Origin of the sequence: Dictyobacter alpinus, assembly GCF_003967575.1 — a bacterium.
Classification (GTDB): domain Bacteria; phylum Chloroflexota; class Ktedonobacteria; order Ktedonobacterales; family Ktedonobacteraceae; genus Dictyobacter; species Dictyobacter alpinus.
Window position 1 is genome coordinate 3,609,877 of the sequence record NZ_BIFT01000001.1, and the last position, 25,788, is coordinate 3,635,664.

The window sequence follows — 25,788 nt, forward strand, 5'->3', positions numbered from 1 at the left end:
GGAGGTTTTGGGCTGTCCTTTTCTTTTGATAGATAATTAAGATAGAGCGCTGAAGCGCGCTTAATTCCGACTTGTGTACTCAGATATTATAGCACACCACTCCATACATTATTAGAGGGGCACTCATGTATAATGAAATGGTCTTGAATCTTTAAGAGTATACTTCTCAACCAGGAGGCATGCAAGCATAAAGCATTACTGAAATTTGTTACAAGTTATTTTGATGTTACGCCAATCATACTCTCAGTTCCAGAGTGTTGGCTCCAATTGCATGCGTTAAATTGTTATGCTATGATGAGCTCACTGTAACATAATGCATTATTGCGCCATAAAGGAAGCTGAGATGGAGACAGAGAACGAGTTTAGTTATTTCCAACAAGTAAACATATTTAACGGTCTGGGAGAAGAAGAGATCCGTGAACTCTCCGGGGCCGCCAGGAAAAGAACCTTTCGTTCCGGAGAAGTAATCTTTCATCGCGATGATCCAGGCCAGGTAATGTATGTAATCAAAGAGGGTAAAGTTAAAATCTGCCTGATTAGTCCTGATGGGCAAGAGATCTCATTGATTGTTTTTGGTAAAGGAGACTGCTTTGGCGAGTTTGCTTTACTAGACGGACTCCCCCGATCGGCTGATGCTATTGCCCTGGAAAAAGTTGAATGCTACACTTTACAACGTAGCGATTTTCATAATGCTATCATGAAGAATCCGAAGATTGCGATTCGCGTGATGGAAGTGCTGTGTGAGCGTCTGCGTAAGACGAATCAACAGGTAGAGGATCTCATCTTCCTGGATGTCTATGGTCGGGTGGCCAAGAAGCTGCTTGAGCTTTCTGACACCCACGGCAAAAAGGTGGAGGATGGCGTTCGCATTGAAGTCCGTCTGACTCAGCAAGAGCTGGCATCAATGGTTGGAGCGTCCCGTGAGAGCGTAAATAAAGTGCTGGGATATTTCACCGACAAACGATATATCAGTACAGACAAACATCGTATCACCCTTCATCGAGTAGCTGATTTAGAGCGACGCATCTACTAGTAAGCTGACCTGTACTTTTGGTCACGGTGTTACCTGCTCCTGTAACGGTACGTCCCATGATTTCAGGTACACATTTTCATGTATGTTGCGTACGCGTTGAAGGGAAATCAAACTCTTGGAGAAAGTTATCACTAATAGCGACAGTCAATATCAAGTAAAAGAGGATGAGCAGGCCCTGGACCACCCAGTAGTGGAAAAATCCCAACCAACGCCAAACGGCTTTTTCACGCGGGTAAAAGCTTTGATCGCATTGATGAGGCCTAAACAGTGGACGAAAAACGGAGCAGTTTTCATTGGTCTGGTTTTTGCAAGTCAGTTGTTTCACTTCTACCCTTTTGTGCGAGCGGTTCTGGCCTTTATTACCTTCTGTTTTGTTTCGAGCACGATTTATGTCTTAAACGATTTACTGGATATCGAGAAAGATCGTCAGCATCCGACCAAGCGCTTTCGACCGTTGGCTTCAGGTGCTCTACCTACCTCATGGGCTAAAGCGGCCCTGGTTGGCCTACTAATAATTTGCGCGGTATTGACGCTGATAATTTCCTTTATTCCATCACCTCCTGATATCTACAAATCGCTTGGTGGCGCCAACTTCTTGTTTGCCCTGAGTATCGTAGCCTATCTGGTCATGATGATATTCTACAGTTTCCGTTTAAAACATGTTGTGTTGATCGATGTCTTTTGTATTGCAGCAGGCTTTGTATTGCGTATCGTTGCCGGAACCGTGGTGATTCCAGTTGTGATCTCACCCTGGCTCTATCTGGTCACATGCTTTTTATCCCTCTTCATGGCGTTTGGCAAACGACGCAATGAACTGGTATTACTGCAAGGGCAGGCGGGTAGTCATCGTAAGATCCTTAAAGAGTATAGTATTCCTATGCTAGACCAGATGATTACCATCGTTGTTTCTGGTACACTAATGTCTTACAGCCTGTATACTGTACAAGGGCAAACCGGAAACCATCGTTTAATGATTACCGTCCCATTTGTACTCTATGGAGTGTTCCGCTACCTCTATCTCGTTTATATGCGTATGGATGGCGGAAGTCCTGATGAGATACTCTTGCGTGACCGTCATATATTGGCAGCCGTTTTGTTATGTGTCGTTACCGTGATTGCCGTACTTTACTTGCTGCCGCAGCCATAGTTACGGAGCGTATGTTTGTTTACTCGTAAAATGCGTACTGGTATTGCCTTATCATTGGTACTGGCTTTTGTCGTTATCGTGGCAATTGCACTCTATTCGGATCTTCCGCATATGGTGGAGGCGATCTCCCATTTTCAGTGGGTGTATATTCCACTTATTCTGGGATTCACCCTGGTTAACTATGGTGGACGTTTTATCAAATGGCAATATTACTTGAAACGTTTGCAGTTAAAGGTGCCTGTTCAGGAAAGTTTTTGGATTTTCCTCGCGGGTTTATCTATGGCCATTACGCCCGGCAAAGTTGGTGAACTGTTAAAATCGTACCTCTTGAAACGCTCTACTGGAGCGCCGATCAGTCGTACCTCACCTATTATTGTAGCTGAGCGCATGACTGATGGCATTGCCATGCTGGGTTTGGCATCTGCTGGTTTATTTCTTTATGGTATCGGGTGGGAGATTCTGCTGGCCTTGCTTGTTCTGGGGTGTGGCGGGATCGTGTTGATTCAGAATCGTTCACTGATGTTAGCCTTACTGGAAAAAGGTGAACGCTTGCCCCTGGTATCCAGATTTGCGCATCTGGTACGTGCATTTTATGAAAGCGCGTATACGCTACTCCAATGGCGGCCATTAGTCCTTGCCATTTGTCTTGGCCTTTTATCCTGGGCAGGAGAATGTGTCGCTTTATATTTTGTTTATATCGGGCTTGGAGTGGCTGCTAGCCCTGGTCTCTTTATTAAATCAATGTTCATTTTAGCCGTATCTTCATTGATCGGATCTGCCTCTGGTTTACCAGGAGGATTGGGAACTGCTGATGGAAGTATGTTGGGGCTTACACGTTTATTGGTTTCATCATCGGCAACCATCGGTGGCGCAGCGACCCTGCTGATTCGCCTTTGTACTCTCTGGTTTGGTCTTCTGGTTGGAGTGTTCGCATTATTGCGTATTCGTTGGATGCAACGCCGCCTGGGTTCCGAGTCAGTCATTAGCACGCTAGCAGAATCCGAGTATCCCCATGGAGCTACACAACCTATACATGATGACCTGACGTATGGAATTGATGCTACGTCGGCATCGACTAGTGCAGGAGAAAAGATTGTATGAAAACCTTAATTATCATTCCTACATATAATGAGTACGAAAATTTGCGTCCGCTATTGGATACCATATTCTCGTATGCACCTGGGTGTGATGTTTTAGTTGTTGATGATAACTCACCTGACGGAACTGGTCAGCTTGCCGACCAGATCCACGAGGAAGATTCCCGTGTGCATGTCCTGCACCGTGCTGGAAAATTGGGCCTGGGCACCGCTTATGTTGCTGGCTTCAAATATTCGATTGAGCATAATTATGATGCCGCTTTTGAAATGGATGCTGACTTCTCCCATGATCCAAAATATCTGCCTGATTTCTTGAAGGCCATTGAAAGCGCTGATCTGGTTATCGGGTCCCGCTACATTCCAGGTGGTAGCACACCCAACTGGTCATTCAGCCGTCGTTGTATCAGCGGATGCGGAAATATCTTCGCACGCTTCATGCTCGGCATCCGTGTACATGACTGTACCGCTGGCTTCCGCTGTTATCGTCGCGAGGTCTTAGAGAGCATTGATCTGGATACCGTTCAGTCACAGGGATATGCCTTCCAGATTGAGCTTGCCTACCGTGTCATGAAACAGGGTTTCCAGATCACCGAGATTCCTATCACGTTCATGGATCGCCGTGTTGGTCAATCCAAAATGTCACGCAAGATCGTTATTGAGGCCTTCACCTACGTTACCCGCGCACGTTTTGGTCTTGTTCCGATGCCATCGCCAGCCATGCGCAAGCAATCAGCCCGCATTGAAGAAGTTTCCACCGTCGCCCACAAATAATCGTACCTATTGGGCTTGTGCCAGAAGGTGATCTGCGGATCGCTTTCTGGCATATAAAAAAAACACCCGAACTGCCATGGGCAGCGAGGCGTCAAGAAAAACATCCCCCAAAAAACAAAAAAACGTGAGGTTACTTTAACGTTTTTCTATCTATTCGCAATGACTTATAACGGCGCGAAGACTTCCCCTTCTTCTTGATCTGAGGCTTCTTTGCTTCCTCATCATCCTGCTGATACTTGGCCTTAGGATCAACCCCATACACTTTACGCATCTCCTGTCGATGCTGAGAAAGCTGTTCCATCTCCTTGGGGGCCGCGTTCAAAGACGATACCAGTCCTTTGGTGGTTAATGCATGCCCACCCTGTTTGATAACGCTCTGCTTGACCTCGCCATCATCGCTATACATCATCACCTCTACCCCACGATCATTTGCCTCAACAGCCAGGCGTGCAATCACACTATCGGCGGTCTCTCCATAGCGCGAATAAATCACACAGATATGGTCCACATGCAGCATTTGTTCACGCGCACCCTTTCCGTCAAACACCACCACCACCCGATCAGTCGTATTGCGATAGCGATTCTTTAATTGCTTGATGAGCAGATTACGCGCCTCTGCCTGGCTCTTGTCTTCAACGTATTTGAACATAGCATTATTTTTAATAACATTATAGCCATCGACTAAGATATCGAACCCCATGCTGCACACTCCATGTCCAGGTTTTTTTGCGCTGTATAACAAATTAGCACCTACCCGGACAATGTCCTTCCTGTGTGCTCGAGCGCATACCCTTTCTTTCTTGGTGATCTGGAACAGGCCAGACCAGAAAAATTGTCTATTTATAATACAACGTATTGTACCGCACTTTTTCTAGTTCGCCAGTATGTGTAACCAATCAGGCTAATTCTCTCTTTGAAAAATCAGGCCTATATGCGCCCGTGAAGCCTTTCAGGGCAGCCTACGTGTGTATTTGTTTGATAAGCTGCCAGAGATAGCTGATTTCGGCGCGTATATCGATATGTAGTAGCTGTTGAACATGGCTATTCACTTCGGTAGATAAGAGGGCTATAACCACAGTTAGTAGCAGAATGAATAGCAGGGTAAAGAAGAATCCGGTAATGATCTGCTCAATACGTTTGCCTGTACTTTTGTCAGGATGGCGCGTTGGCTCTCGATCGGGTTGTTGAATAGAATCATTCAACGCTACTGTTCTGCGGCTGCGTGGTGGCCGGGTAGCGATCTCATCAATGGATCGGCTCGTGTTGGACCTCTCAGGTTGCTGAGCTGTTCTATATTGGCGAGCTGGCTGATCTGCCAGATGAGTATTGGTCGGCATGGCTTGTCGGGATTGAGGTGGTCGGGTTGGAATATGTTCGATGTCCTGATTAGCGTGAGATCCTGTCCCTGACTGTGGTTCAAACTGCTGTTGGATGGTGGATGGTGGCAGGACATTGCGCGCAATGGCGGTCTGAATGGGCATCGTTTCAGCGGTATCAATCGAGGCCATGCGCTGAAAACGACCGGGTCGGATACAGATCAGGCGTACTGGTAGCGCATGTTTGCGATGGAGCTGTGCCTGTCGGGTAGTTGCGAACAGCACGCCTCGTAGGGGAGCCGTTTGCGCTCTAAACGGTAATTGTGCTTCCAGACAACACTCGCCACAAACTCCATGAACATTATCCCAGCATTGCGGACAGGCGGGGCGGCGGCAACGGAAGCAGAAGTGACACATACTCATAAAGGCAGACTCCAAAGCCATTGGAGGAGCCTGTAAAAGATAATGATGCTCTTGTGATGGAGCGTAGGTTGCCTGGCAAATACGGCATGAGATGGTCACCGTGGATCCTTTTCCCTGCCCACGGTCAGCAAATTCAGAATTGTGCCTGGATACTGTGTCGGTCACAAAGGCCTCCCTAAACATACACAACGAGCGATTTAAATGAACTTCTGTTGTTATTATACCTTGTTTCTCACAAACTCTGTGCCTGAAAAATGGAGCTATAAAAGAGCCTGCCCTTTCAAAAGAACGTAGTGTTATCCTGAAACTGGCTGAAAAAACATTTGACATCCAGCCCCAATTCTGGTAATATCTATTTGCGCACGACGATACGAAGAGTACCGACATGCGAAGCCCACTATGGAGCCGTGGTGTAGCGGTTAACATGTCTGCCTGTCACGCAGAAGATCGCGGGTTCAAGTCCCGTCGGTTCCGTCAAAAGACACACGAACAAACTAGTTTGTTCGTGTGTCTTTTCTTTATGCAGTAAAAAGCCAGTAGCGTACTACGCTACTGGCTTTTTACTGCATATTGCTCAATGATACCTGATAATCCTCTACGTTCAAGCGCACAATTTGTGTAGGACTCTTTGTGTGCTTATACTTAGCGCTGAACTTTTGATAGAGGGCCAGCATTATCAACAAAGTTAGACGTATTTAAAACCTGAATGCCAGCATGTTGTTCTCCATTGAAAGGTGTAACCACTGGTGCAGTCTGCCCTGCTTCGCATCCTAGCTTAAAGGGAACAGTAGGATCATTAAACCAGAGACCAAGGTGAAACTGATGTGTTGGAGCAAACTTTGTGGTGGGACCACCAGGAGAAACCGAAAAGGTCTCTTTATCGAAGATGCCACGTACCACCAGACTCCCGTTACCATGAGCATCAGTGTCCAGGTCACTCTGATACCAGGAGATGCCAAAGGGTTTATTGGGAACTTCTGTTACAAAGAGATCGTACTCAGTATTTGCTGCCAGCCCGGTCACATAAACCTTCATCTCATCATTTAACTTACCTGGCGTCACTGTGACATAGCCTGCTGCCTTGCTCAAACATGTTTTGATTCCGGGTGAAGGGACCATCGCAAAAGAGAAGCTATGCTTGGAAGCGTTTTGCATCAGGCTAGTCGGTGCAGTTGAGCTATACGTGGAGGCATATGATGAAGGATTAACCGCACAGGCGCTCAAAGCCGAAACTGCAACGAGAGAGAGGAGCGCTAATAGCCATCCTTTAGAAAAATGGGTGTACAACATTTTCATCGGTATGAGATCCTTTCCTTTGAATAATTTTTCAGAATAGCGAAGACGTTTCGTAACTACAATTGGCTGTGTCATCATAGTTTGTCCTGACATAGAGTGATTGTGTGTGAGTGCCATGTTGCATTCCTGACCCCCAGCACCTGTTCCTCACATGTCTAATGTATCTGAAAAAAGCCTGGACACTCATCGGTGATATTACCCATTTCATGCGGATTATTGATCCTGGTATGATTACCCATGCACTCATTTTCACGTGGATTAAGTTGAATGGTATAGTTTAGCGTATAATCAGATCTTGATGAGATATAACCAGGAGTGGAGAGATACTAGATTTACCTGCATTTCTTTTCGGCTTTAAACATCATCAATGCCTTATATAAAAATTCATGCCCGAGAGGTATTGATGTGTCTCGTTCATTTAGTGAAATGAAACGACAGGCACACTACAGTTTTATTAATGAGAGGAAGCGCAATGAATCATCTAGTATTTAGCCTGCCGGAGCGTATACTGGCATTAATTGCAGGTAGCATAAATATCGCCGTCGGCCTGGTCTTTTTCTTTCTACCAGAATTCCAACTCACTCTCTGGCCAGGAAATATTCCGTTTGTGCTTGCGCGTTTCATTGGTGCAATCATTATTGGTAACGGTGTGGGTGCAATCTGGCTTGTTAATGAGAGAGAATGGGCGCGTGTGCGTCCTTTAGCGTTAGTCGCTACTGTATATGGCTCATTAGTCGCGGTGGGATTACTTTATCACTTATTGTGGTTGAAGGCCTCGCCTTTATTCTGGTTCTATCTATTGTTTGATGTGCCCTTTCTACTGGTATTCTACGCCTTATTTATCTATCATGATATTGCCCCACGTTTGAGGAATTCAAGGATGAAGTACACCCGAACTAGTTAGGAGTGTAATGCAGGCCCCATTTGCTGATCCATTAGTAAAACTGGACCAATTCAGACCCGCCATCCCATTTGTAGGACGCGATGATGAGTTGCGCGTTGTGCGTACCCTGTTGCATACCATTGCCTTTGACGTGTCGCAGGGAGCACGTGCCCTTGTGATTACAGGTGAGATGGGCATAGGCAAGACACGGCTCCTGGCTGCCCTTTGTCAGGAAGCTCGACAGGCTGATTTTCGTGTACTAGAAGCAAGTACCTATGAAGCAGGCTGCCATTTTCCCTACTTCCCCTTTATTGAAGCGCTACGTCCTGTTCTACGCGCATCGACCCTGGAAGAATTGAACTACTATATAGGAAGCTCTACTGCTTTGTCTCCCACACACATAAGAGTGGGTAGTGATGAAGCGATTATTCCCTTGTCCGATGCCGCTATTATAGAGACATTGGCGCACCTGTTCCCTGAATTAACTGCCAGAATCCACATGGATCAGAAGCAACTGGTGCAGACAGAGATACTCTCGCCTGAGCAAGAAAAATTTCGCCTATTTGAGGCTATCGCTATCTTACTTGAACGTATCGCCAGCCAGAAGCCTGTCGTATTGGCCCTCGACAATTTACAATGGGCTGATAGTGCCAGTCTTGACCTGACCTTTTATTTGACCATCCGCTTACATCGCAGTCGGGTTGCGTTGGTAGGTGTAACGCGTCCTGCAGGTGTGCATAATGGCCATGATAATAAGGACGATACATTGGTAACAACGGCCGCTAATAACATAGCAGCCAGGACACTGACCGATCTTATGCGCAGCGGTATGTTATACTTGCTACCGCTTGGCCCCCTGGAGATTGGGGCAGCGACCAGGCACTTGCAGGCTCTTCTGCATGGCACACTTCCGCAAGACATAGCACAGATGTTGCTCACACGTGCCGAAGGCAATCCTTTTTTTCTGGAAGAATTGGTTCGTGCCCTGATCGCCAACCATCAACTTGTTTTACAGGATGGCGTATGGAAAGCGGCCGCCGTGAGTAGCCTGAAATTACCCAACAGCATTGTGCAGACGGTGGAGCGGCGCCTGGATGAACTGAGTGCAGAATGCCGTACATTTTTGCAGATTGCAGCGTTAGCTGGTCGTATCTTTCCCATCGATGTTATCATAACGTTGCTTGAAAAAAGCGCCGACCAGGTACAGATACTCATTGACGAGGCTGTAGGTTTCTCGATCCTTGCCGACTATTCAGATCAAGTTGAGGAATATCCACGAATTACGCGTTATATCTTTTGTCAGGGGATCGTATGTGAAGTATTACAGGCTGAAGTTCCTGCTTCCCAGGGGCGTCTATTGCATGCGGCAATGGGTGAGGCGCTAGAAACAATGTACGGTTTTGAAGCCAACGAACATGCTGCGGAGCTTGCCAACCATTATGCTTTAGGAGGAAAACAAGAGGCAACCCTGCGTTGGAATCTCATTGCGGGTGAAAATGCAGCGTGCCAGCAAGCATATCGCGAAGCCATTACGTATTATCGACGGGTGCTGAAATTCTTGGATGCGGGAAGTGATGATAGTGAGAAGCGTTTCGCTCATCTTCCCATGCGGCCAGAAATCCATGTGCTTATTGGTGAATTATGGTTTAAACTGGGTGAGCTAGAACAGGCAGGCAATATGTTCCAGCAAGCCTTGGCAGATCTACAGCAGCGATCACAAGATATCTCTCCCTTACTCATTGCGCGTACCAATCGCTTGCTCGCGGATGTATATCGTATCCAATCCAGGTATGAGCAAGCTCTGGCGCACCTACAGGCAACACGCACTGCTCTTGAGAGAGAAACGCAACTGAATGCACGCTCATTAAATGAAGGGACACCTACCTCATGGGTTCCTGGTCATAGTTTTCCAACCTATAGAGAAATTGATCCCGCACATAGCAGTAGCAGTGAACGTATCCAGTTCTTGCAAGCTCAGGCAATGCTTGATATTCTGCTGAATCATCCAGTAGAGGCTGAACCCATACTATGGCAATCCCATCAATTGGCGGTTGAAATGGGAGATCGCAATAGCCAGGCTTTCGCGCTTCAGATTATGAGCTGGATACGTGGTTGGGGCAAGCATATTCATGAGACCATTCGTCTTCAGAAGCAAGCAATGGATCTCTATCTGTCTATTAATGATCCATTCCGGACAGCATTGGTAGAGCAAAGCCTGGGCATTATTCATCAAGCGATAGGAGAGATGGAGCAATCAAGTTTATATACGCAGCGTGGACTTGAGCGTGCCCATCGCTATGGAGTGCGAGGTGTTATTGGCTGGCTATACTGGAATCAAGGAGCGATGGCATTCTGCCAGGGTAAATGGGATGAGTGCGAAAAGTCGCTACAACAAGCATTGCAAGAAGCCCTGGATACCAATAATGCACGCCTGAAGGCTATCACCTTGCAGGCCCAGGCCGAATTGCAGTTTAGACGTGGCAACTGGAGTGAAGCTGAACAACTCTTTCAAAGTGCAATCGTTGCCGCTACAAATACAGACTGGCTCGTCAGTACGACTGCTCTTTATGGACATTTTCTCGCGGTTACTGGCCGTCAGATGCACGCACGTATCCAGTTGATACGTGCCAGCGAATATCCTGCCCCATCAGGTCTTAGTGGTGATTTCTATATTCCATTCCTTGCAGAAGGTTTTCTGCATCTGGATATGTCAGAGCAGGCTACCCTATATATTGAGCGTATTCGGGAGCAGCACGGTTGTATGTACTATGGTAATGCGGTTGATCGTATCCTGGGTATCGTTGCTGCTCATATGGGGAATTGGGAAATGGCTAATCAAGCCTTTGAGGATGGTCTGGCTCTCTGTCAGCGTACGAGTAATCAGCCAGAAGAAGCTGCAATTCTTTATGAACAGGCACGTGTGGCGTTAATGCGTACTGCCCCTGTGAGTAAGATTGACGAAATTTGTACCAGAGCGCGTACACTGTTCCTTTCTTACGATATGCAGAGAGCAGTGACGATGGTCGTTGATTTGCAAAAAGGCGCTGAACAATTGATGCCAGCAACAAAACAACTGACGAGCAGCACACCTCAGAATTACGTTACAGGATCTAGTAGAGATATACAATCTAAAGAATATGAACTCGAACTCACTCTGACGAAGCGCGAACTAGAAGTTCTGCGGCTGGTTGCCGAAGGTCATATGGATCGTGAAGTTGCTGAGTTACTAGTGATCAGTCCACGTACCGTTAACCGTCATCTGAGCAACATTTTTGTCAAGCTGGATGTGCCAGGACGAGCTGCGGCTGTGGCTTATGCGATCCGCCAGGGATTGGTATGAAACTGCTCCGCCTTGCTGGCGGTGGTGTGATAGCGTGAGTGGCACTTGTGATTACCCTGTAGCGTTTCGTATGGTCGTCAGCGCTTGAGCAGGTTGCACCATATAATATTCATGATCTATTATGGTGTTTTTTCGCGTTCTATAAAATTTGGTCGATAAAGGGGTGTCAAGGTCCATTGAAAATGTCATCCTTTCTGTTCACTCAAAATGTCACTGACGAGATGAGACAACGGCACGCTTTCTCCAGGGATGATTCGCTGGAGGTGTGTGTCCTTTTTTCGGTTGTGCTTTTGTCTTCTCGACGGCTGCAGATGGTTGTGGTGGCTCCTGATGGCGATGATGAATCGGATCAGGAGGCGCTTGACGTGAGGGCACCGACTGTCCTTGGTAGACAATACGTCTTGAGCCATCAAACTGTTCGTGAACCATGACTTTACAGCGTGCCCAACTGCGTCGTTGCTCATCTGGCAAGAGTTGGATACGCTGTCCTTTGTAGGAAATGGTGTTGTCATTGCTGACTGAGCGTTGCTCTTGCAAACAGAAGCAGTCCTGGGATGAAAGCTCATCCGGCCAGGCTTGCCACGCGACGGTTGACTCTGCTGCGGCGATCGCGAAGCGGGCATTGAAGCGTGGAAGATACTCTTGCAGGACCGCATTGGCTTCTTCCAGGGTGCAGGCCTTGGCCAGACGCAACTCGCTCACGAGACGATTTTGAAACGTTCCCCAGAGCCGTTCAATACGTCCCTTCGCCTGAGGAGAACGGGCAGCAATGGACGTCATCCGTAATTGCGTAAATAATCGTCCCAACTGCGTTGGCGTTTTCGTTCCACGTAATTGCTCCTCAACGCTCTCGTGCTGGCTCGCATGGTGATCAGAAGCGGGAAACATGGTATGACGATCATGATAGAGGGCCAATGGACGACCGTAGCGTTCAACCATTTGTTGAATAACCTGAAAATAGCCGTGTTGATCTTCATGTTCACGAAAGATGGCTCCGACGACTTTGCCCGTTGCATCATCGATACCGCCAACTAAGCTCAAACGTGGACCACGTTCCTGCAGCCACGCATGAGGGCTCGCATCAATCTGGACCAACTGTCCCTCCTGCCGATATCTCGGACGCCGCAGTCGATGCTTGAGCTTGGGGGCTGGAATCGGTGTGAGGATGCTGGCCTCCTCCAAGATGCGCCTGAGGCTGCTGCGTGAAATCATCACTCCTTCACGTTCTTCAAGTAAGTCACGGAGATGATGTTGGTTGCACCCGGCATAGACCCCTTTCGCTTGCTGCACAATGTGTTCACGCATTGGGTCAGGAATGCGCCGAGGGTTTGCTTTCCCACGATTTTTATGAGCCATAGCTTCGACTCCTTTTTCTCGATAGCTGGCTTTCCATCGGTAGACTTGTCGTTCAGAAACCTGCATCAGTTCGGCCACCTGTTTGATGCTCAAGAGTCCGGCCATGTGCTCATTGAGTCGTTTGATTCGTTGTTGTTCTTGTGAGTTCAGTGTCACTGTCTTTTTTTCCATACTGACATTTTCGCTGAACTCGTCTCTCCTGACAATATCACTGATCCGTAACAATTTGGTCGATAAAGGGGTTGACAGGATGAGCCTGCTCTGGTATTATCTACTCACGCGAGCGGTACAGTGAGCGAAGTCAAGGAGCCGTGGTGTAGCGGTTAACATGTCTGCCTGTCACGCAGAAGATCGCGGGTTCAAGTCCCGTCGGTTCCGCTAATCTTTCGAAAAGCACATCTTTCAATGATGTGCTTTTTTTGTGTTTCGCACCTATCCCTACCAGTAGATGAAAGATCCTGCTAAAAGGGCCAGCCTGATTTGACAGGCTGGCCCTTTTTTTGTTTAGTTACTAGATGTTACCAGGCGTAAGCTTCGGGAGCCTGTCCACCTGGACCAGGGAAGATCTCATCGAGCTTTTTCAGGGACTCTGAACTCAACTTGATGTCCAGGGTACGCATGGTGCCATTGAGTTGCTCAATGGTGCGTGGTCCAATGATGGGAGCAGTCACCACAGGATTCGACTGTAGCCAGGCGAGGGCCACATGGGCTGGCTCTTCACCCAGTTCTTTACAGAAATTTTCATAGGCTTCTAATTTGGAGCGGTTCTTCTCAATCGTGTTCTGCATGCCAGCATCTGAGCGCCGACCCTGATCGGCTTTCTGCAGTGCGCCACCCAGCAAGCCGCCAGCCAACGGGCTCCAGGGGATGATGCCCAGGCCATACTCCTTACAAACGGGAACCACTTCTAGCTCAATCATGCGTGCGTTCAGGTTGTAGAGACTCTGCTCTGAAACCAGACCCAGGAAATGACGATTTTTGGCGATCTCATTGGCCTGGGTGATATTCCAACCTGCGAAGTTACTGCTACCGACGTAAGTAACTTTCCCTTCACGTACCAGTTGTTCCATCGCTTGCCAGATCTCTTCCCATGGCGTTTGACGATCGATATGGTGCATCTGATAGAGATCAATATGGTCGGTTTTTAAGCGGCGCAAACTGTCTTCACAGGCCTGACGGATATGGCGTGCCGAGAGGCGTGAGTCATTGGGCCATTCGCCCATATCGCCATAAACCTTGGTGGCCAGGACAACTTTCTCACGTCGTCCACCACCCTGAGCAAACCAGCGTCCTAGAATCTGTTCTGTGACGCCCTCGCCCTTTTTGCCACCGTAGACATTGGCCGTATCAAAGAAATTTATGCCTTGTTCCAGGGCACTATCCATGATCGCAAAGCTATCAGCTTCGCTGGCCTGTGGGCCGAAATTCATCGTACCCAGACAGAAGCGACTCACTTTCAGGCCAGTACGGCCAAGATAGGTATATTCCATTATTCAACCTCTTTCTTGCTACAATTGGGAAATCCTCTCATATCCTCTCGCCATAATGAGGCGTGTTCGTCTCTGGCGTGTCTGGAAAGTGGCCTCTCTCAGGACATTGCGAAGTGCCGCGGGCACTGAGGGGGTCAAAAAAAGGGTTTCTAACAGTAATTTTCTTGGAAAATGTTGTGTCGGCAGATGCGGAGGAAGCAGTAATAAACCCGCTTTCCTTTTTTTATCACGGAAAGCTGTCCAAAATAGATGCAATGTCACCTCTTAGTGTTTGTTTCCCACTCTCGTGGTGGAGCGTGCAGTTAGCCGCACTCGGGCCCTGAAGGACCCATACAATTTTTTATGTGTGGTTTCAAAACATGAGGACAGCTCATGTTTTGAAACCACACATAAAAAATTGTTTTTTTTACGCCTCAGGTCCTCCAACAGTTTTACATGTGGTGTAGTATTGTGCGCAATGCGCACAATACTACACCACATGTAAAAGCAAGATGGGCCCTTCAGGGCCCGAGTGCGGCTGGTCTAATGTTCCTTAATAAGAGTAGGAATCTTAAACAGAGAAAAAGGAGTCGGCGCAAACAAGCATGTTGCGCCGACTCCTGTGGAATGTTCTTTTAGTGATTTGTTAGGCAGGCCAGACATCGACCAGATAGCGACCATTGCTGGCCTGTTCATCCAGCCAGTGTTCGGCCTCCTGCGCAGAAACGCCAGCTTTTTCCTGGTAGATGGTGATAAAGGCCTGGCGTACATCTGGTGCCATGTTACTTGCATCGCCACAGACATACATGACCGCACCGGCCTGGATCAGTTCCCAGACGCGATCTTTATGGTTGAGCAGTTGATCCTGCACATACATTTTATTGTGGCCCTCCCAGCGCGAGAAGGCGGCAATCACTTCTGTAATGCCCTGTTCTTCCAGCGTGGTAAACTCATCTTTATACAGGAAATCCTGTTCTGGATGGCGGCAACCAAAGAAGAGAAGTGAGGATCCCACTTCAGTCCCTTGCGCCTTAAGTTCAGCCCGCTCCTGCAAGAAGCCTCGGAAAGGCGCCACACCTGTACCAGGACCAACCATGATCATAGGTGTGGCAGGATTTTCAGGTAACATGAAGGTCGAGCCTGTATCCTGAATGAAGGCATTCAGTTGCTCACCTTCCCGTAGCGTGCTCAGGTAGTTGGAGCAGACACCCTTGTATTGTCCATGCCCTGATCTGGCTGGCGCATCGACAACCGCGATGGTGATACTACCGTGTCGTGCATCCCGCAGTGGTGAGGATGAGATCGAGTAATAGCGTGGGCGCATCATCGAGAGGAGTTCCAGGTAAGCATTAAAAGGTAGCTCACAGGCTGGGAACTCTTCCAACAGATCAATGATCGATTTGCGTTTAGCCAGGATCTCAGATTTATACAGGGCCACACTGGCCTCATCATCGCCCGAGAGTGCCTGTAACTTCTTTTTGTCCGGTGGACATTGGGTGAAGTCTGCCAGCGCCTTGATCTGTTTGCGGGTCGCCACATCCTGTAACTCGACATAATCGCTGAGCAAGTGATAGACCGAGACTGGTATTTCAACCGGCAGGTTGGTCTTTTTATTATCGATTTTACTCAAAACAATATATGTATCTTTACTGAAGTTAAAGTGTCGGGCCACACGCTCAACCTGGGCCGCTGCATTATGAGGGATAATGCCCAGATGGGAGCCTGTCTGGTAGTTCACATCGGCAGGCAGTTCGATCTCAAGATGGCGTGCAGAGCGTCCAGCTTCGGCTGAGTAGAGTTCGCGATTAACCAATACCGTGGCTGGTTTAGCCCCGAAGGTATCAACCACGGGATGCGAGTGCATCGAGGGGATGACTTCTACCGCGTAAGCGTTGCCAATATTATTGGGCTCAGGCAAGTTTGCCTCAATGCCAAACTCTTTGAAGAGAGACTGCCAGAGTGGTTGATACCAGGACTCAAACTGTCCATCGAAGTCCTCGCGTGCATCGCCTTCGCCGCGTTGATAGATGCGCTGCGCCCCAAATTTTTCCAGGTTACCATCGATCAGCCGTGGAATAGCCTGGAAGGTTGCTGACCAATCCCGGTTTCCGCAGCCAAAGACCATGTATTTGACATCTTTAAGACTATCTGTAGCCAGGTCGCCAGAGCGGAGCCAGTTGCAGAACTTCGCCGCGTTATCTGGAGGCGTACCGTTATACGACGAGGAGACAATCATTACCGCGCCATCCGTTGGTAACTTAGCGGTGTAATCATCGAGATCAGCGATCGTCGTTTTAAAGCCATAATCATTGCCGTCCTCAAGGATACGGTTGGCCAGATCTTCAGCGGTACCCATGTTGGAGCCAAACAGGACTAGCAGTGGGGTATCGTGTTTAGGAACCTCGGGCTTTGGTGTGGTTTTGAGCGCAGCCATTTTGGCCGGGGCATTTTCCTGCTGAGGTTTCATGATAATTGAGCGATCTGCATCCGTGCGTTTGCGCAGTTTGATCTTAAAGTTATCAGGCTTGATGGTCAGTGTTTCTTTGATTTTAAACTGGTAATCGGTATGGTCAATAAATTTATAGCGCTGTAGCAACATACCCATAACCAGGATGGCTTCCTGTAAGGCAAACTGACGGCCAATGCAGGCACGCTGACCATTACCAAATGGCTTGTAGGCATCGCCTGGTCTGTTCTGTTCAGCTTCAGGTGAGAAGTGTTCAGGATTAAAGGTATCCGGATCATCGCCCCAGATTGAACGATCGCGATGCAGCATTGGGATCAGCACAGCCACATCGACATCTTTTGTGATCTTATATTTGCCGCCGATGATTTCTTCATCTTTAAGTGGCTGCATGGCAAAAGCTGGAGCTGTTGGCCACAGACGTAGCGTCTCATTTAAGATCTGAGAGACATAGCGCAACTGATTGATCTGGTTGAAGGTTGGTTTTGCCGTCAGGTCGTTGCCCAGTACACGATCCACTTCCTCATAAGCCTTAGCCAGGACCTCAGGATGTTGGAGCAATTCGTACAGGGCAAAGGAAAGCAGCCCGCTGGTGGTTTCGTGGCCCGCGATTAAGAAGGTGATGATCTGATAACGAATATTCAGGTCATCTAATTGCTCGCCGGACTGTTTGTCGACACCGGAGAGCATATAGCTCAGGAGATCTTTTTTCTGTGAGAAATCCTCACTACTCTCACGGCGCTCTTTAATAATGCGATCCACGACTGAGTTCATATACTCAGTATCGTTATGGAACTGACGATTTTTATGGATCAGCAATTTATCTTCAAGCGGTAAACGGCCACCGCGCTCCATCGCTTCTTGCAGCGCACGCACCATACTATTGACAAAAGGATGCATATCCTCGCGATAGAATGAGTTAAAGCGATAATCGAAACCACAAAGTCCAATAGTGTCCAATGTGAGGCGTGTCATATCCCCGGCGACATCCACCTCATCATCTGAGTTCAGGCGATCCCATTTGCCGACTAACTGTTCAGCAATATCGACCATCATTGGCAGGTAGCCCTGCATGGCTTTCATGCTAAAGTTGGGCATCAGAATATTATGGGCCTTATGCCAGTTGGGCTCATCGGTCCAGGAAGTGAAGAGACCATCACCTGAGAATGAGCGTACATTTTGTAAAGGCGCCCAGACTTTTTTATCGAAGCGTGTCTCATCGGAGAGCTCTTTGATCAGCTCATAGCCTGAGACAACGACCAGTGAGCGTCCCGGCATATTCAGTTGATAGATCGGACCATATGTTCGAGCCAGCTTCATCATATCCTGTACGCGGCGGCCCGCACTCAATTCAAGCAAGTTTCCGATCAGTAATTTTTCTTTAGGATGGGGTATAGTGTTTTCAACAACGTTATGGGTGGTCATTCGAAAGAAAACCTCCACGGATAATGAATTATGTAAGTGTGAATAAAGAGGCTGGTAGACCATGGGCCAGGAGGGCCAATACTTTTTCCGCCATCTCATCTGGTCCTGGTTCATCTTGATCAAACCACCAGATGATGCCCTGGGCGATTACGCCTGTCACCAGACAGGCCAGCAATGGAATGTCGTAATCTTGCAAATCGGCAGGACGAGAGGCTTGCTCAAAGACGCGGATAAGCCCTCGGGCGATGGTATCTTCCACCCGGATGGTGCGTGAGACCTGGGCTCCACTGGCCAGGGCGATACTAAACAGATCGCGTTGCGCATAGGCATGGCGAAAGATTGATTGTACCGTGACTGATAATGTGATTGCCTCATGACTGCGCACTTCAGCGATAACCTGTTCTTCAAGGATATGGAAGACTTCATCGATCAGTGTATTGAATGCTTCATCTTTATCCCTGAAATGAAGATAAAAGGTTCCCACGCCTACGTCAGCAGCCTCTGTGATATCCAATATGCTGGTATCATGGTAGCCTTTTTTCGCAAAAACCTTGCGCGCCGCTGCCAGCAGGTCGGCGCGTGTCTTTGCGCGCCGTTTGGCACCTCTATGTTGTCGAGTGGTGAATTCCTCTTTTGAATTATCTTTCATAACTGAATTATAATTCAGTTTAATGCAAAAGTCAAGAGATATGCGGACCCTTTAGTGTGTTCATCGGGGTTTGCAAGCCGAATGCCGTGTGGTAGGGAACAAAAAAAGTGGCATTACTGGCGCTTATGCTTTGATGCTGCTTACCAATAATGCCTGCTGTATGAAGAATGTGGAGATTGCTTATGATTTGGGTATGGCTTTAGGTGCCTGATGAACAGGTTGCCAGTTAATCCATGATAGGGCTTTATACAACTGGTCTGCCCAGACCTTCCAGGAGTGACCGCCATGTTCAGTCACCATCGTATAATTGAAGTGCAATTGGTGCAATACTTTTGCGAATGTCAGCATGCCAGGATAAAAGCGTTTGTCCTCAGTTGCATCACCCAGGAATATATGTAACTGCTGTACATGTGGCTGATGTGCAATCTGTATAAGAGGACTATTATAATGGCGATACACCGGATTGCGTCCCCAGACAGAGCCATCTGCCTGATAGTATCCACCCAGGGCAATGACCCAGTTAAAGACGTCTGGATGGTGGATGCCGATGTTCATGGCCCCGAAACCGCCCATGGACAGGCCACCGATGGCGCGATGATCTGCATCTGGAATGGTGCGATAGTGCTGATCAATATATTTGACCATTTCTTTCGCTACATAATCTTCCATCGGCTGTTTACCATTGCCACTATTTCCCCACTCGCTGGTTGCTCCAGGTGCACCATTACCATCTGGCATGACCATAATCAATTCGGGTATTTTTCCAGTATCAATCAGCGTGTCAGCCGATTCCGCTGCTTTGCCACCATCAATCCAATCGGTAATTTTACCGGGTGAGCCATGAAGAAGATAGATAGTCGGGTAATGCTTGTTCTTGCCGACAGGGGTATTGTAGGAAGGCGGAAGATAGATATCAAACATTCGTGGATGATTGCCCAGGAGTGTGCTCCGCATTGTAAGGACCTGGGTATGACCAAATGAAGGCACCCCTTTAATAATCGGAGGGATATCGGGTGCGCCGTGAATGGCTGTATCCGGAGAAAGAATAAAGAGATCGCTGGATTGGCCGACCAGGAAAAAGAGCACGATCATGATCACGAGGGCTGCCCAACGCTCGGGATGCCAGCGTTGGAAGACACCGGCGACGCTCATATTACGGGTCGTCCGATCACTCAACTCTCTCCGGTTGACATAATGTTGCCAGATATTACGTATTACTAGAGAAGGAGGCTTAATGAGCACTTCATTGAATGCGGCTCCTACTGCTACACCGATAAATGCGCTAATAATCGCTAATGCGCCCATTACTATGCTCGTATGGATGAGCGCGTCAGTTTGCAGTGGCTTAATATGACCTCCGGCATCAGTAACAGGAATTAGTTCGGTCTGAATAAAATTACTCATATAACATAGTATAAACACCACACTCGCACCGAGTAATGCACCGGTCTTACGATTTGTAAAGAGGGCACCGAGTAATGCTGCCAGCATTGTTAGCAAGAGGGCGCTAACTAATTGAGCGCGCATACTATCTAAACCTGTAGTAATAATGGCAGCTGACAGGCCATCAAAGATTGAGTGTTGAAAGAGGAGTAGCCCACTTAGTAAGGCCACGAGAAAGGAGACAAAAAACCAGAGAAGCGGAATAAGCTGCTTATTCCGTCGCCGGTTAAAGAATGATGGTTGTTTCTGTTTCATGATCGTTTATTTCTTCGAGCTCTCCAAAGAGCAACTCTTATGAGAATCAGTCTCGGTTACGTATTGAAGGTACTACTTATCCGAGTCAGGGAGAACAGCTGCTCTTTTTATTCTTCCATCGTATTATACGATAGAGGATTGAAATTTTCTCTATAAACTAATGTGGGGGGAAGAAATATCTACACATGGTCTTTGGATAGAAGGCTTTCCGCATGGGAGCTCCAAAGTGTTCCTCCTATTTATATGGCAAGTAGTGCGTATGACGCAAATTGAGTTTTGTTTGGAATGAAAAGTATTGAAACTGTGGGCATATACAACAAGAAAATTTTGTTGTTATATATGTACGAAAAACTGTTTTTATATTAGAAAGGTTGCGGATTTCTATGTTCAGATGGACGAACGTACGATATCGCCGCCCTTCATTGAAGAGCTTTTTATGGGGAAGTTTAGGTGGTAGTGCTGGAGTTCTGGCGGTAATTATCGGTGTTGGACTTTATATTGTTGAGACCTTGACGCGCCCGAAGCGCCTGGCGACTTTCGCGCTTTATACTTTTAGTCCCTTTGAGTTGGGGATTCCAGCGGAGGATGTGACATTTCCTTCGTTGAATAATGGTCACCAGGTGAATGGCTGGTACGTCCCTTATCCTGAGGCTACAACTACTATTGTTGTCTCTCCCGGTTATCGGGGTAGCCGTTCGGATGTGCTGGGTCTTTGTGCCATGCTATGGAAGGCGGGCCATAATGTGCTGGTTTTTGAGTACTATGGACATGGAACTGTAGTGGGTCAACCAGTCACGCTGGGGTATCGTGAGATTAATGATTTTATGGGCGCGGTAGCTTACGCAAAGCAACGCTCTCCTGAAGCCCGGCTGGGTGTGGTCGGTTATTCCATGGGTGCGGCCGTTTCGATCATGGGGACTGCGCGCTCTCCCGAGATCGAAGCCCTGGTAGCTGATAGCGCATTTGCGACCCATCGCCGCGTGGTTGAATTTGCGGTCCGTCGAACCTTGCATCTGCCTTTTGTCATCTTTGATTGGGTTACTGATCTCATACTCTGGTTACGTGCAGGTTACCGCTTCAATCAAGTTGAGCCTTTGCGAGATATTGCGCGTGTGGCCCCTCGGCCGATCATGATTATTCATGGTATGAAAGACAGCGTGGTGGATCCCCATGATGCACCACTTTTGTACAAAGCGGCTGGTGAGCCCAAAGAAATCTGGCTGGTCCAGGATGCAGAGCATTGTGGTGCTTACTTTGCTGATCGAGCCGAATATATGCGCAGGGTGAATGCGTTTTTTGATCGGTATCTGAGACAGCAGGCACCTGTCAATCAGAATACCGATGAGGGACCATTGTCGTTGTCAGAGGCCAGTTAATGTGTGTTATCAAAATCGAGTGAGACTATCATCCCATCTTTGGCGGCACGCGTGTTTGCAAATACGGTGCGTGCCGCTTTTTCTGCCTGCCGTGGATCATTGATCTTAGGACTGAAGTGGGTCAGGATCAATTGATGTGCACCCGCGGCTTTAGCGATGCCCGCACTTTCTTCCGCATACATATGGGCATTGGCTCGTGCCAGTGGTAGATCCTCGGGATCATCATACATGCTCTCACAGACCAACAGGTCCACATCTTGTGCCAGTTTGTTCATGGCCTGGGTTGGTCGTGTATCCGTGATATAGGCAAATGAGATTCCTCGTCTGGGAGCCCCGAGCACCTGTTCCGGATGGATCGTCTGACCATTATATTCCAGGATCTCTCCGCGCTGGAGTCTGGACCACAGTTGAACGGGTAGTCCCAGGCTCTGCGCTTTCTCGGCCTGGAAGGCTGGTCGTCTGGGGAGTTCGGCGCGATACGCCAGACAAGGCATGCCGTGTGAGGCCTGTGCGCAACTGGCCTGGAGTCCACCCGGTAGCTCAAAATGCTCATCACCTTTGAGCTCATGAATGAAAATTGGATAGGGCATTTCTGGCGCGATCCTGCGCAAACCCTCAATGACATAGCTCGTCCCAATCGGACCATAGATATGCAGTGGCTCGGTACGGCCCGCGTGTGCAACCATAAAAAGGACACCTGGTAAGCCTGCTACATGATCTGCATGCATATGTGAAAAGCAGATTGCGCCAAGTTGACGAAAGCCCCAGCCGACAGATTTCCATGGCACCTGCGTACCTTCACCACAATCGAACAATGTTAGTGTTGAACCATTTCGTACCAGCGCGCAAGAGAGCCAGCGTCCTGGAAGTGGCATCATGCCACAGGTGCCTAAAATACAGATATCGATCATGAGTTATCCTTCGTCTACTGTTAGAAATCATCCTTTAACAACTAGAAGCGACCACGCCTTACAGGGGGCAGCGGCAGTGCTTTATCCTCTTTCCCATCATATCATGGATAAGTGGAGAAGCAAAAGCGTCGGCTCCTGGCATATCATCTAATCCTTTCAGGTTGCTACGACACATTTAATATCGCCTGGTGTATATTCTTTGACATTTTTAATCTCATCTGCTATTATGATGCTGGGTGATGCTAGCTTTTGATCGTTTCTGAATCTTAAAAAAGAAACATTGGAGGAGAACGCCATGGACTGGCGTGAATTTCTAGGTAGTATTATCAGTAACGCATCTGAACGCGACCGAATCGCGACGGAGATAGGGGTTCATTCTGTAACCTTGAGCCGTTGGGTTAGTGGTGAATCTTCTCCCCGGCCACATAATATGCGTCAACTGTTGCGTGCTATCCCGAAACAGCAACGCAACCAGCTACAATCTTTGCTAGAGAAATATTCATCGGATGTTTCGGATTTTGATATTGATACATCCGAGCAAGAGATACCCTACAAATTTATTATGGAAGTGCTGGATGCTCGGGCAAGTATTCCCGATTTACTGCGTTTCTGGTCGATTACACGTATGGTATTGCAGCAAGCGTTGCGACAACTCGATCCCGAAGGTGTGGGTATGGCGATTACCGTGGTGCGTTGTATGCCGCCACGTGATGGAAAGATTCGTAGTTTACGTGAAAGCGTTGGTCTGGGTACTCCGCCCTGGGGTGGGGACCTCGAAGAGAAGGCCCTCCTGCTAGGAGCAGAGTCTCTAGCTGGCCATGTGACCGTTTCCTGTCGACTGGAGCATATTGGTGATCTTCAGGCCAACAAGACCTTTTTGCCTGCATACCAGGTAGAGCATGAGGTCAGTGCGGTGGCTTGTCCTATTATGCATGCATGTCGGGTTGCCGGTTGCCTTTTACTTTCAAGTACCCAGTTAGATTACTTTGGTCCGGAAGCGCGCCTCTCACTGGTTCGTGGCTACACCAACCTTGTCGCGCTCGCTTTTAATCCCGATGAATTTTATGATCCTGAAAAGATCGCGCTACATATTATGCCGCCACCAACGCGTCAGCAAACCTTCTTTGATGGTTTCCGTCAACGCGTCCTCAAACTGATGCAAGATTCATCACGATCTGAGAAGCGTCTAGCGAGTCCGGAAGCGGAACAGCTTGAATGGCAACAGATAGAATCAGCGCTCCTGGATCTGCCGCCAGAGAATAAGCCCGGCTAGATATGTACTGACTCTCTGCCCTGGCAGCTCTATTCTTCTCTCGCTTTCTGTCCTCTTTCGGGATTGGTGATATGATAGTATAACTGAAGCGAGAGGGAATTTTTTTATGTCATTGTTTCTTGTGGACCGCTTTAATCGCCAACTGCGCGATGAACAACAGGCCTTGATTGATGCTGGTAAGCTAGCTAAAACAGAAGAGCTTGCCTTGTTAGAGGAACCGCAGCTTCGTCCATTAGCCATCCTCAGTTTTCAGATGTTGCTAGGTGGCGGCCTCTTTTTTGTGGTGTTGGATCTACTCTCCTATTTCTGGCACTATCAGCGCTGGTGGTCTGACCCCTCTATTGGTGGCACTGTCAGCTGGATTATCCTGAATATTATTGGCTATGTGCTCATTCTCTGTGTCCATGAAATCATTCATGGTGCCGTCTTTGCCTGGTGGGGAGGATCGCCACACTTTGGCGCGAAATTGCCGCTAGCGTTGTATTGTGGTGCCCGGCAACAGCTCTTCCGGCGTAACCACTACCTGGCAGTAGGGCTGGCTCCTTTAATCGTTCTGACCCTGGCTGGCATCATTGTGATCCTGCTCTTTCCTGGTCCAGCTTCATATCTGTTATTAGCCTTGAGCGGCAACTTTTCAGGGGCCGCCGGTGATGTCATGGTCGCGCAGCATATCGCGCGCCAGCCAGCCTCCACCTTGATTGAAGATACCGAGGTTGGTTATACCGCCTGGAAACTTGACGGGGCCAGGGATTGAACATTATACTATGCCAGTTTCGCTTTAAAGTTATTGCCAACTTTTTGAAAGACTAGTGTCCGATCGTGTTAGATTGGACCCTTTTGTGGAGATGGAAACGGAAAATTATGCCAGAGTTACCAGAGGTTGAATATACCGCACGCCAGTTACGTGCATCAGTGGTAGGGGCGACGATTCAAGAGGCGCACGTTTTCTGGGAGCGCAGCATCAGCCACCCACCTGTCCCTGATTTTCTTGCCGAAGTCGCTGATCGGCGTATTGAGTCTGTCCGGCGGCGCGGAAAATTTTTGCTAGTCGATTTGAGCGGTGGACTGTTCCTGAGCATCCATCGACGTATGACTGGTAATTTCTTATTGCTAGCTCCAGGTTGGAGGGTGGATACCAGTCTACGCGAACAGGATTCTGCTACCTGGAATACCAAAGGCCCCACCTTCTATGTGCAGAGTGAAGATGGATCTCCCGTTTCCAGTGCTGAGCTAAAATACTGTCGTGTCAGCTTTATCTTTACAGATGGACGTTGTCTGCTCTTTACCGATCCCCGCAAATTTGGCAAAGTAGGGCTCTGGCCGCGTAAGCGTGAGCAGGAGGCTTTGAAAGGATTGGGACCCGAGCCACTGGAAGAAGACTTCTCCCTGGAACGCTTTAGCCGCTCCCTGGCTGGTCGTCGTACCGTTATCAAGCAGGTGTTGTTAGATCAGACCGTTGTGGCGGGAGTTGGTAATATTTATGCTGATGAAGCATTGTTTTATGCGCATATCCATCCGCTACGGCGTGCTGAAAGTCTGACGCTAGCTGAAGTACAACTCCTGCACGAGGGTATCATTACCGTTCTGAGGAAGGGTATCGAGCATGGTGGGACCTCATTTAATGATTACCGGGATCTGTGGGGGGAGGCGGGCGATAATTATAATCATGTGCAGGTCTATCATCAAGAGGGTAAGCCGTGTAGTCGTTGTGGAACGCCGATTGAACGTATGGTGATTGCGCAGCGTAGCGCCCATCTGTGTCCTACGTGCCAGCCAGCGCCAGTGCAGCCTGGAGACGTGGTTATCGCAGCTCCATAATTATAAAATACTGCTTGATAATCACTTTTATTGTTGAGCGTGC

At 48.3% G+C, this 25,788-nt stretch carries 19 protein-coding genes and 2 tRNA genes; 12 read left to right on the plus strand and 9 right to left on the minus strand.

The window, feature by feature from the left end; genetic code table 11:
* Positions 1–343 precede the first annotated feature (343 nt).
* The 4 genes from EL633_RS14320 to EL633_RS14335 all read left to right on the plus strand — a co-directional run bounded on the left by EL633_RS14320 (position 344) and on the right by EL633_RS14335 (position 4,048).
* Entirely contained in the window at positions 344–1,033 is a 690-nt protein-coding gene (locus EL633_RS14320) for a Crp/Fnr family transcriptional regulator (protein WP_161982144.1), read from the plus strand.
* A 115-nt stretch (positions 1,034–1,148) separates the two neighbouring features.
* Entirely contained in the window at positions 1,149–2,180 is a 1,032-nt protein-coding gene (locus EL633_RS14325) for a decaprenyl-phosphate phosphoribosyltransferase (protein ID WP_218027489.1), read from the plus strand.
* Positions 2,181–2,195: 15 nt separating this feature from the next.
* Positions 2,196–3,281, plus strand: a complete 1,086-nt coding sequence (locus EL633_RS14330; protein WP_126627833.1) for a lysylphosphatidylglycerol synthase transmembrane domain-containing protein — start codon at positions 2,196–2,198, stop codon at positions 3,279–3,281.
* Positions 3,278–4,048: a polyprenol monophosphomannose synthase gene (locus EL633_RS14335; RefSeq protein ID WP_126627834.1), complete on the plus strand. Its 771-nt coding sequence runs from the start codon at positions 3,278–3,280 to the stop codon at positions 4,046–4,048. The genes EL633_RS14330 and EL633_RS14335 overlap by 4 nt, the downstream gene beginning before the upstream one ends.
* A 130-nt stretch (positions 4,049–4,178) precedes the next feature.
* On the opposite strand, the gene EL633_RS14340 is transcribed toward EL633_RS14335, so the two are convergent.
* Both EL633_RS14340 and EL633_RS14345 read right to left on the minus strand, forming a co-directional pair.
* Positions 4,179–4,748, minus strand: coding sequence for an NYN domain-containing protein (locus EL633_RS14340; protein WP_126627835.1), 570 nt, complete (start codon positions 4,746–4,748; stop codon positions 4,179–4,181).
* Positions 4,749–5,007: 259 nt separating this feature from the next.
* Complete coding sequence (locus EL633_RS14345; RefSeq protein WP_126627836.1) at positions 5,008–5,952, minus strand: hypothetical protein; 945 nt, start codon at positions 5,950–5,952, stop codon at positions 5,008–5,010.
* 236 nt (positions 5,953–6,188) lie between these two features.
* Here EL633_RS14345 and EL633_RS14350 point away from each other — a divergent pair.
* Positions 6,189–6,261 (plus strand) — tRNA-Asp (locus EL633_RS14350).
* Positions 6,262–6,429: 168 nt separating this feature from the next.
* Here the strand turns inward: EL633_RS14350 and EL633_RS14355 are convergent.
* Positions 6,430–7,083 (minus strand): hypothetical protein, encoded by a 654-nt coding sequence (locus EL633_RS14355; protein WP_126627837.1) that lies wholly within the window; start codon positions 7,081–7,083, stop codon positions 6,430–6,432.
* A gap of 472 nt (positions 7,084–7,555) precedes the next feature.
* Between EL633_RS14355 and EL633_RS14360 the strand changes: the two genes are divergently transcribed.
* Together EL633_RS14360 and EL633_RS14365 are read left to right on the plus strand one after the other, a co-directional pair.
* On the plus strand, positions 7,556–7,987 hold the full coding sequence (locus tag EL633_RS14360) for a hypothetical protein (protein ID WP_126627838.1): 432 nt from the start codon (positions 7,556–7,558) through the stop codon (positions 7,985–7,987).
* Positions 7,988–7,994: 7 nt separating this feature from the next.
* A complete protein-coding gene (locus EL633_RS14365) occupies positions 7,995–11,306 on the plus strand; it encodes a LuxR family transcriptional regulator (protein ID WP_126627839.1) in 3,312 nt (1,103 codons plus the stop codon).
* 210 nt (positions 11,307–11,516) lie between these two features.
* On the opposite strand, the gene EL633_RS14370 is transcribed toward EL633_RS14365, so the two are convergent.
* A complete protein-coding gene (locus EL633_RS14370; protein ID WP_161982145.1) occupies positions 11,517–12,818 on the minus strand; it encodes an ISNCY family transposase in 1,302 nt (433 codons plus the stop codon).
* Between the two features lie 149 nt (positions 12,819–12,967).
* Between EL633_RS14370 and EL633_RS14375 the strand changes: the two genes are divergently transcribed.
* Positions 12,968–13,040 (plus strand) — tRNA-Asp (locus tag EL633_RS14375).
* 140 nt (positions 13,041–13,180) lie between these two features.
* Here EL633_RS14375 and EL633_RS14380 read toward each other — a convergent pair.
* The 4 genes from EL633_RS14380 to EL633_RS14395 all read right to left on the minus strand — a co-directional run bounded on the left by EL633_RS14380 (position 13,181) and on the right by EL633_RS14395 (position 20,367).
* Positions 13,181–14,152, minus strand: a complete 972-nt coding sequence (locus EL633_RS14380; protein WP_126627841.1) for an aldo/keto reductase — start codon at positions 14,150–14,152, stop codon at positions 13,181–13,183.
* A gap of 625 nt (positions 14,153–14,777) precedes the next feature.
* On the minus strand, positions 14,778–18,020 hold the full coding sequence (locus EL633_RS14385) for a bifunctional cytochrome P450/NADPH--P450 reductase (RefSeq protein ID WP_126627842.1): 3,243 nt from the start codon (positions 18,018–18,020) through the stop codon (positions 14,778–14,780).
* A 28-nt stretch (positions 18,021–18,048) separates the two neighbouring features.
* Positions 18,049–18,669 carry a TetR/AcrR family transcriptional regulator gene (locus tag EL633_RS14390; RefSeq protein WP_126627843.1) on the minus strand — a complete coding sequence of 207 codons (621 nt, stop codon included), beginning with the start codon at positions 18,667–18,669 and terminating at the stop codon, positions 18,049–18,051.
* Between the two features lie 180 nt (positions 18,670–18,849).
* A complete protein-coding gene (locus EL633_RS14395; protein WP_126627844.1) occupies positions 18,850–20,367 on the minus strand; it encodes an alpha/beta hydrolase in 1,518 nt (505 codons plus the stop codon).
* 383 nt (positions 20,368–20,750) lie between these two features.
* Between EL633_RS14395 and EL633_RS14400 the strand changes: the two genes are divergently transcribed.
* Complete coding sequence (locus EL633_RS14400; RefSeq protein WP_126627845.1) at positions 20,751–21,743, plus strand: alpha/beta hydrolase; 993 nt, start codon at positions 20,751–20,753, stop codon at positions 21,741–21,743.
* Here EL633_RS14400 and EL633_RS14405 read toward each other — a convergent pair.
* The gene (locus EL633_RS14405) at positions 21,740–22,654 is read right to left on the minus strand and encodes a ribonuclease Z (protein WP_126627846.1); all 915 of its coding nucleotides are present in this window, start codon (positions 22,652–22,654) and stop codon (positions 21,740–21,742) included. The two genes, EL633_RS14400 and EL633_RS14405, sit on opposite strands and share 4 nt — an antisense overlap.
* Before the next feature lie 295 nt (positions 22,655–22,949).
* On the opposite strand from EL633_RS14405, the gene EL633_RS14410 reads away from it, so the two are divergent.
* From EL633_RS14410 to mutM, 3 genes are all read left to right on the plus strand, one after another.
* Entirely contained in the window at positions 22,950–23,927 is a 978-nt protein-coding gene (locus EL633_RS14410) for a helix-turn-helix domain-containing protein (protein WP_126627847.1), read from the plus strand.
* A gap of 106 nt (positions 23,928–24,033) precedes the next feature.
* The gene (locus tag EL633_RS14415; protein WP_126627848.1) at positions 24,034–24,681 is read left to right on the plus strand and encodes a DUF3267 domain-containing protein; all 648 of its coding nucleotides are present in this window, start codon (positions 24,034–24,036) and stop codon (positions 24,679–24,681) included.
* 107 nt (positions 24,682–24,788) lie between these two features.
* Positions 24,789–25,745 (plus strand): DNA-formamidopyrimidine glycosylase, encoded by a 957-nt coding sequence (mutM, locus tag EL633_RS14420; protein WP_126627849.1) that lies wholly within the window; start codon positions 24,789–24,791, stop codon positions 25,743–25,745.
* Positions 25,746–25,788: the final 43 nt, after the last annotated feature.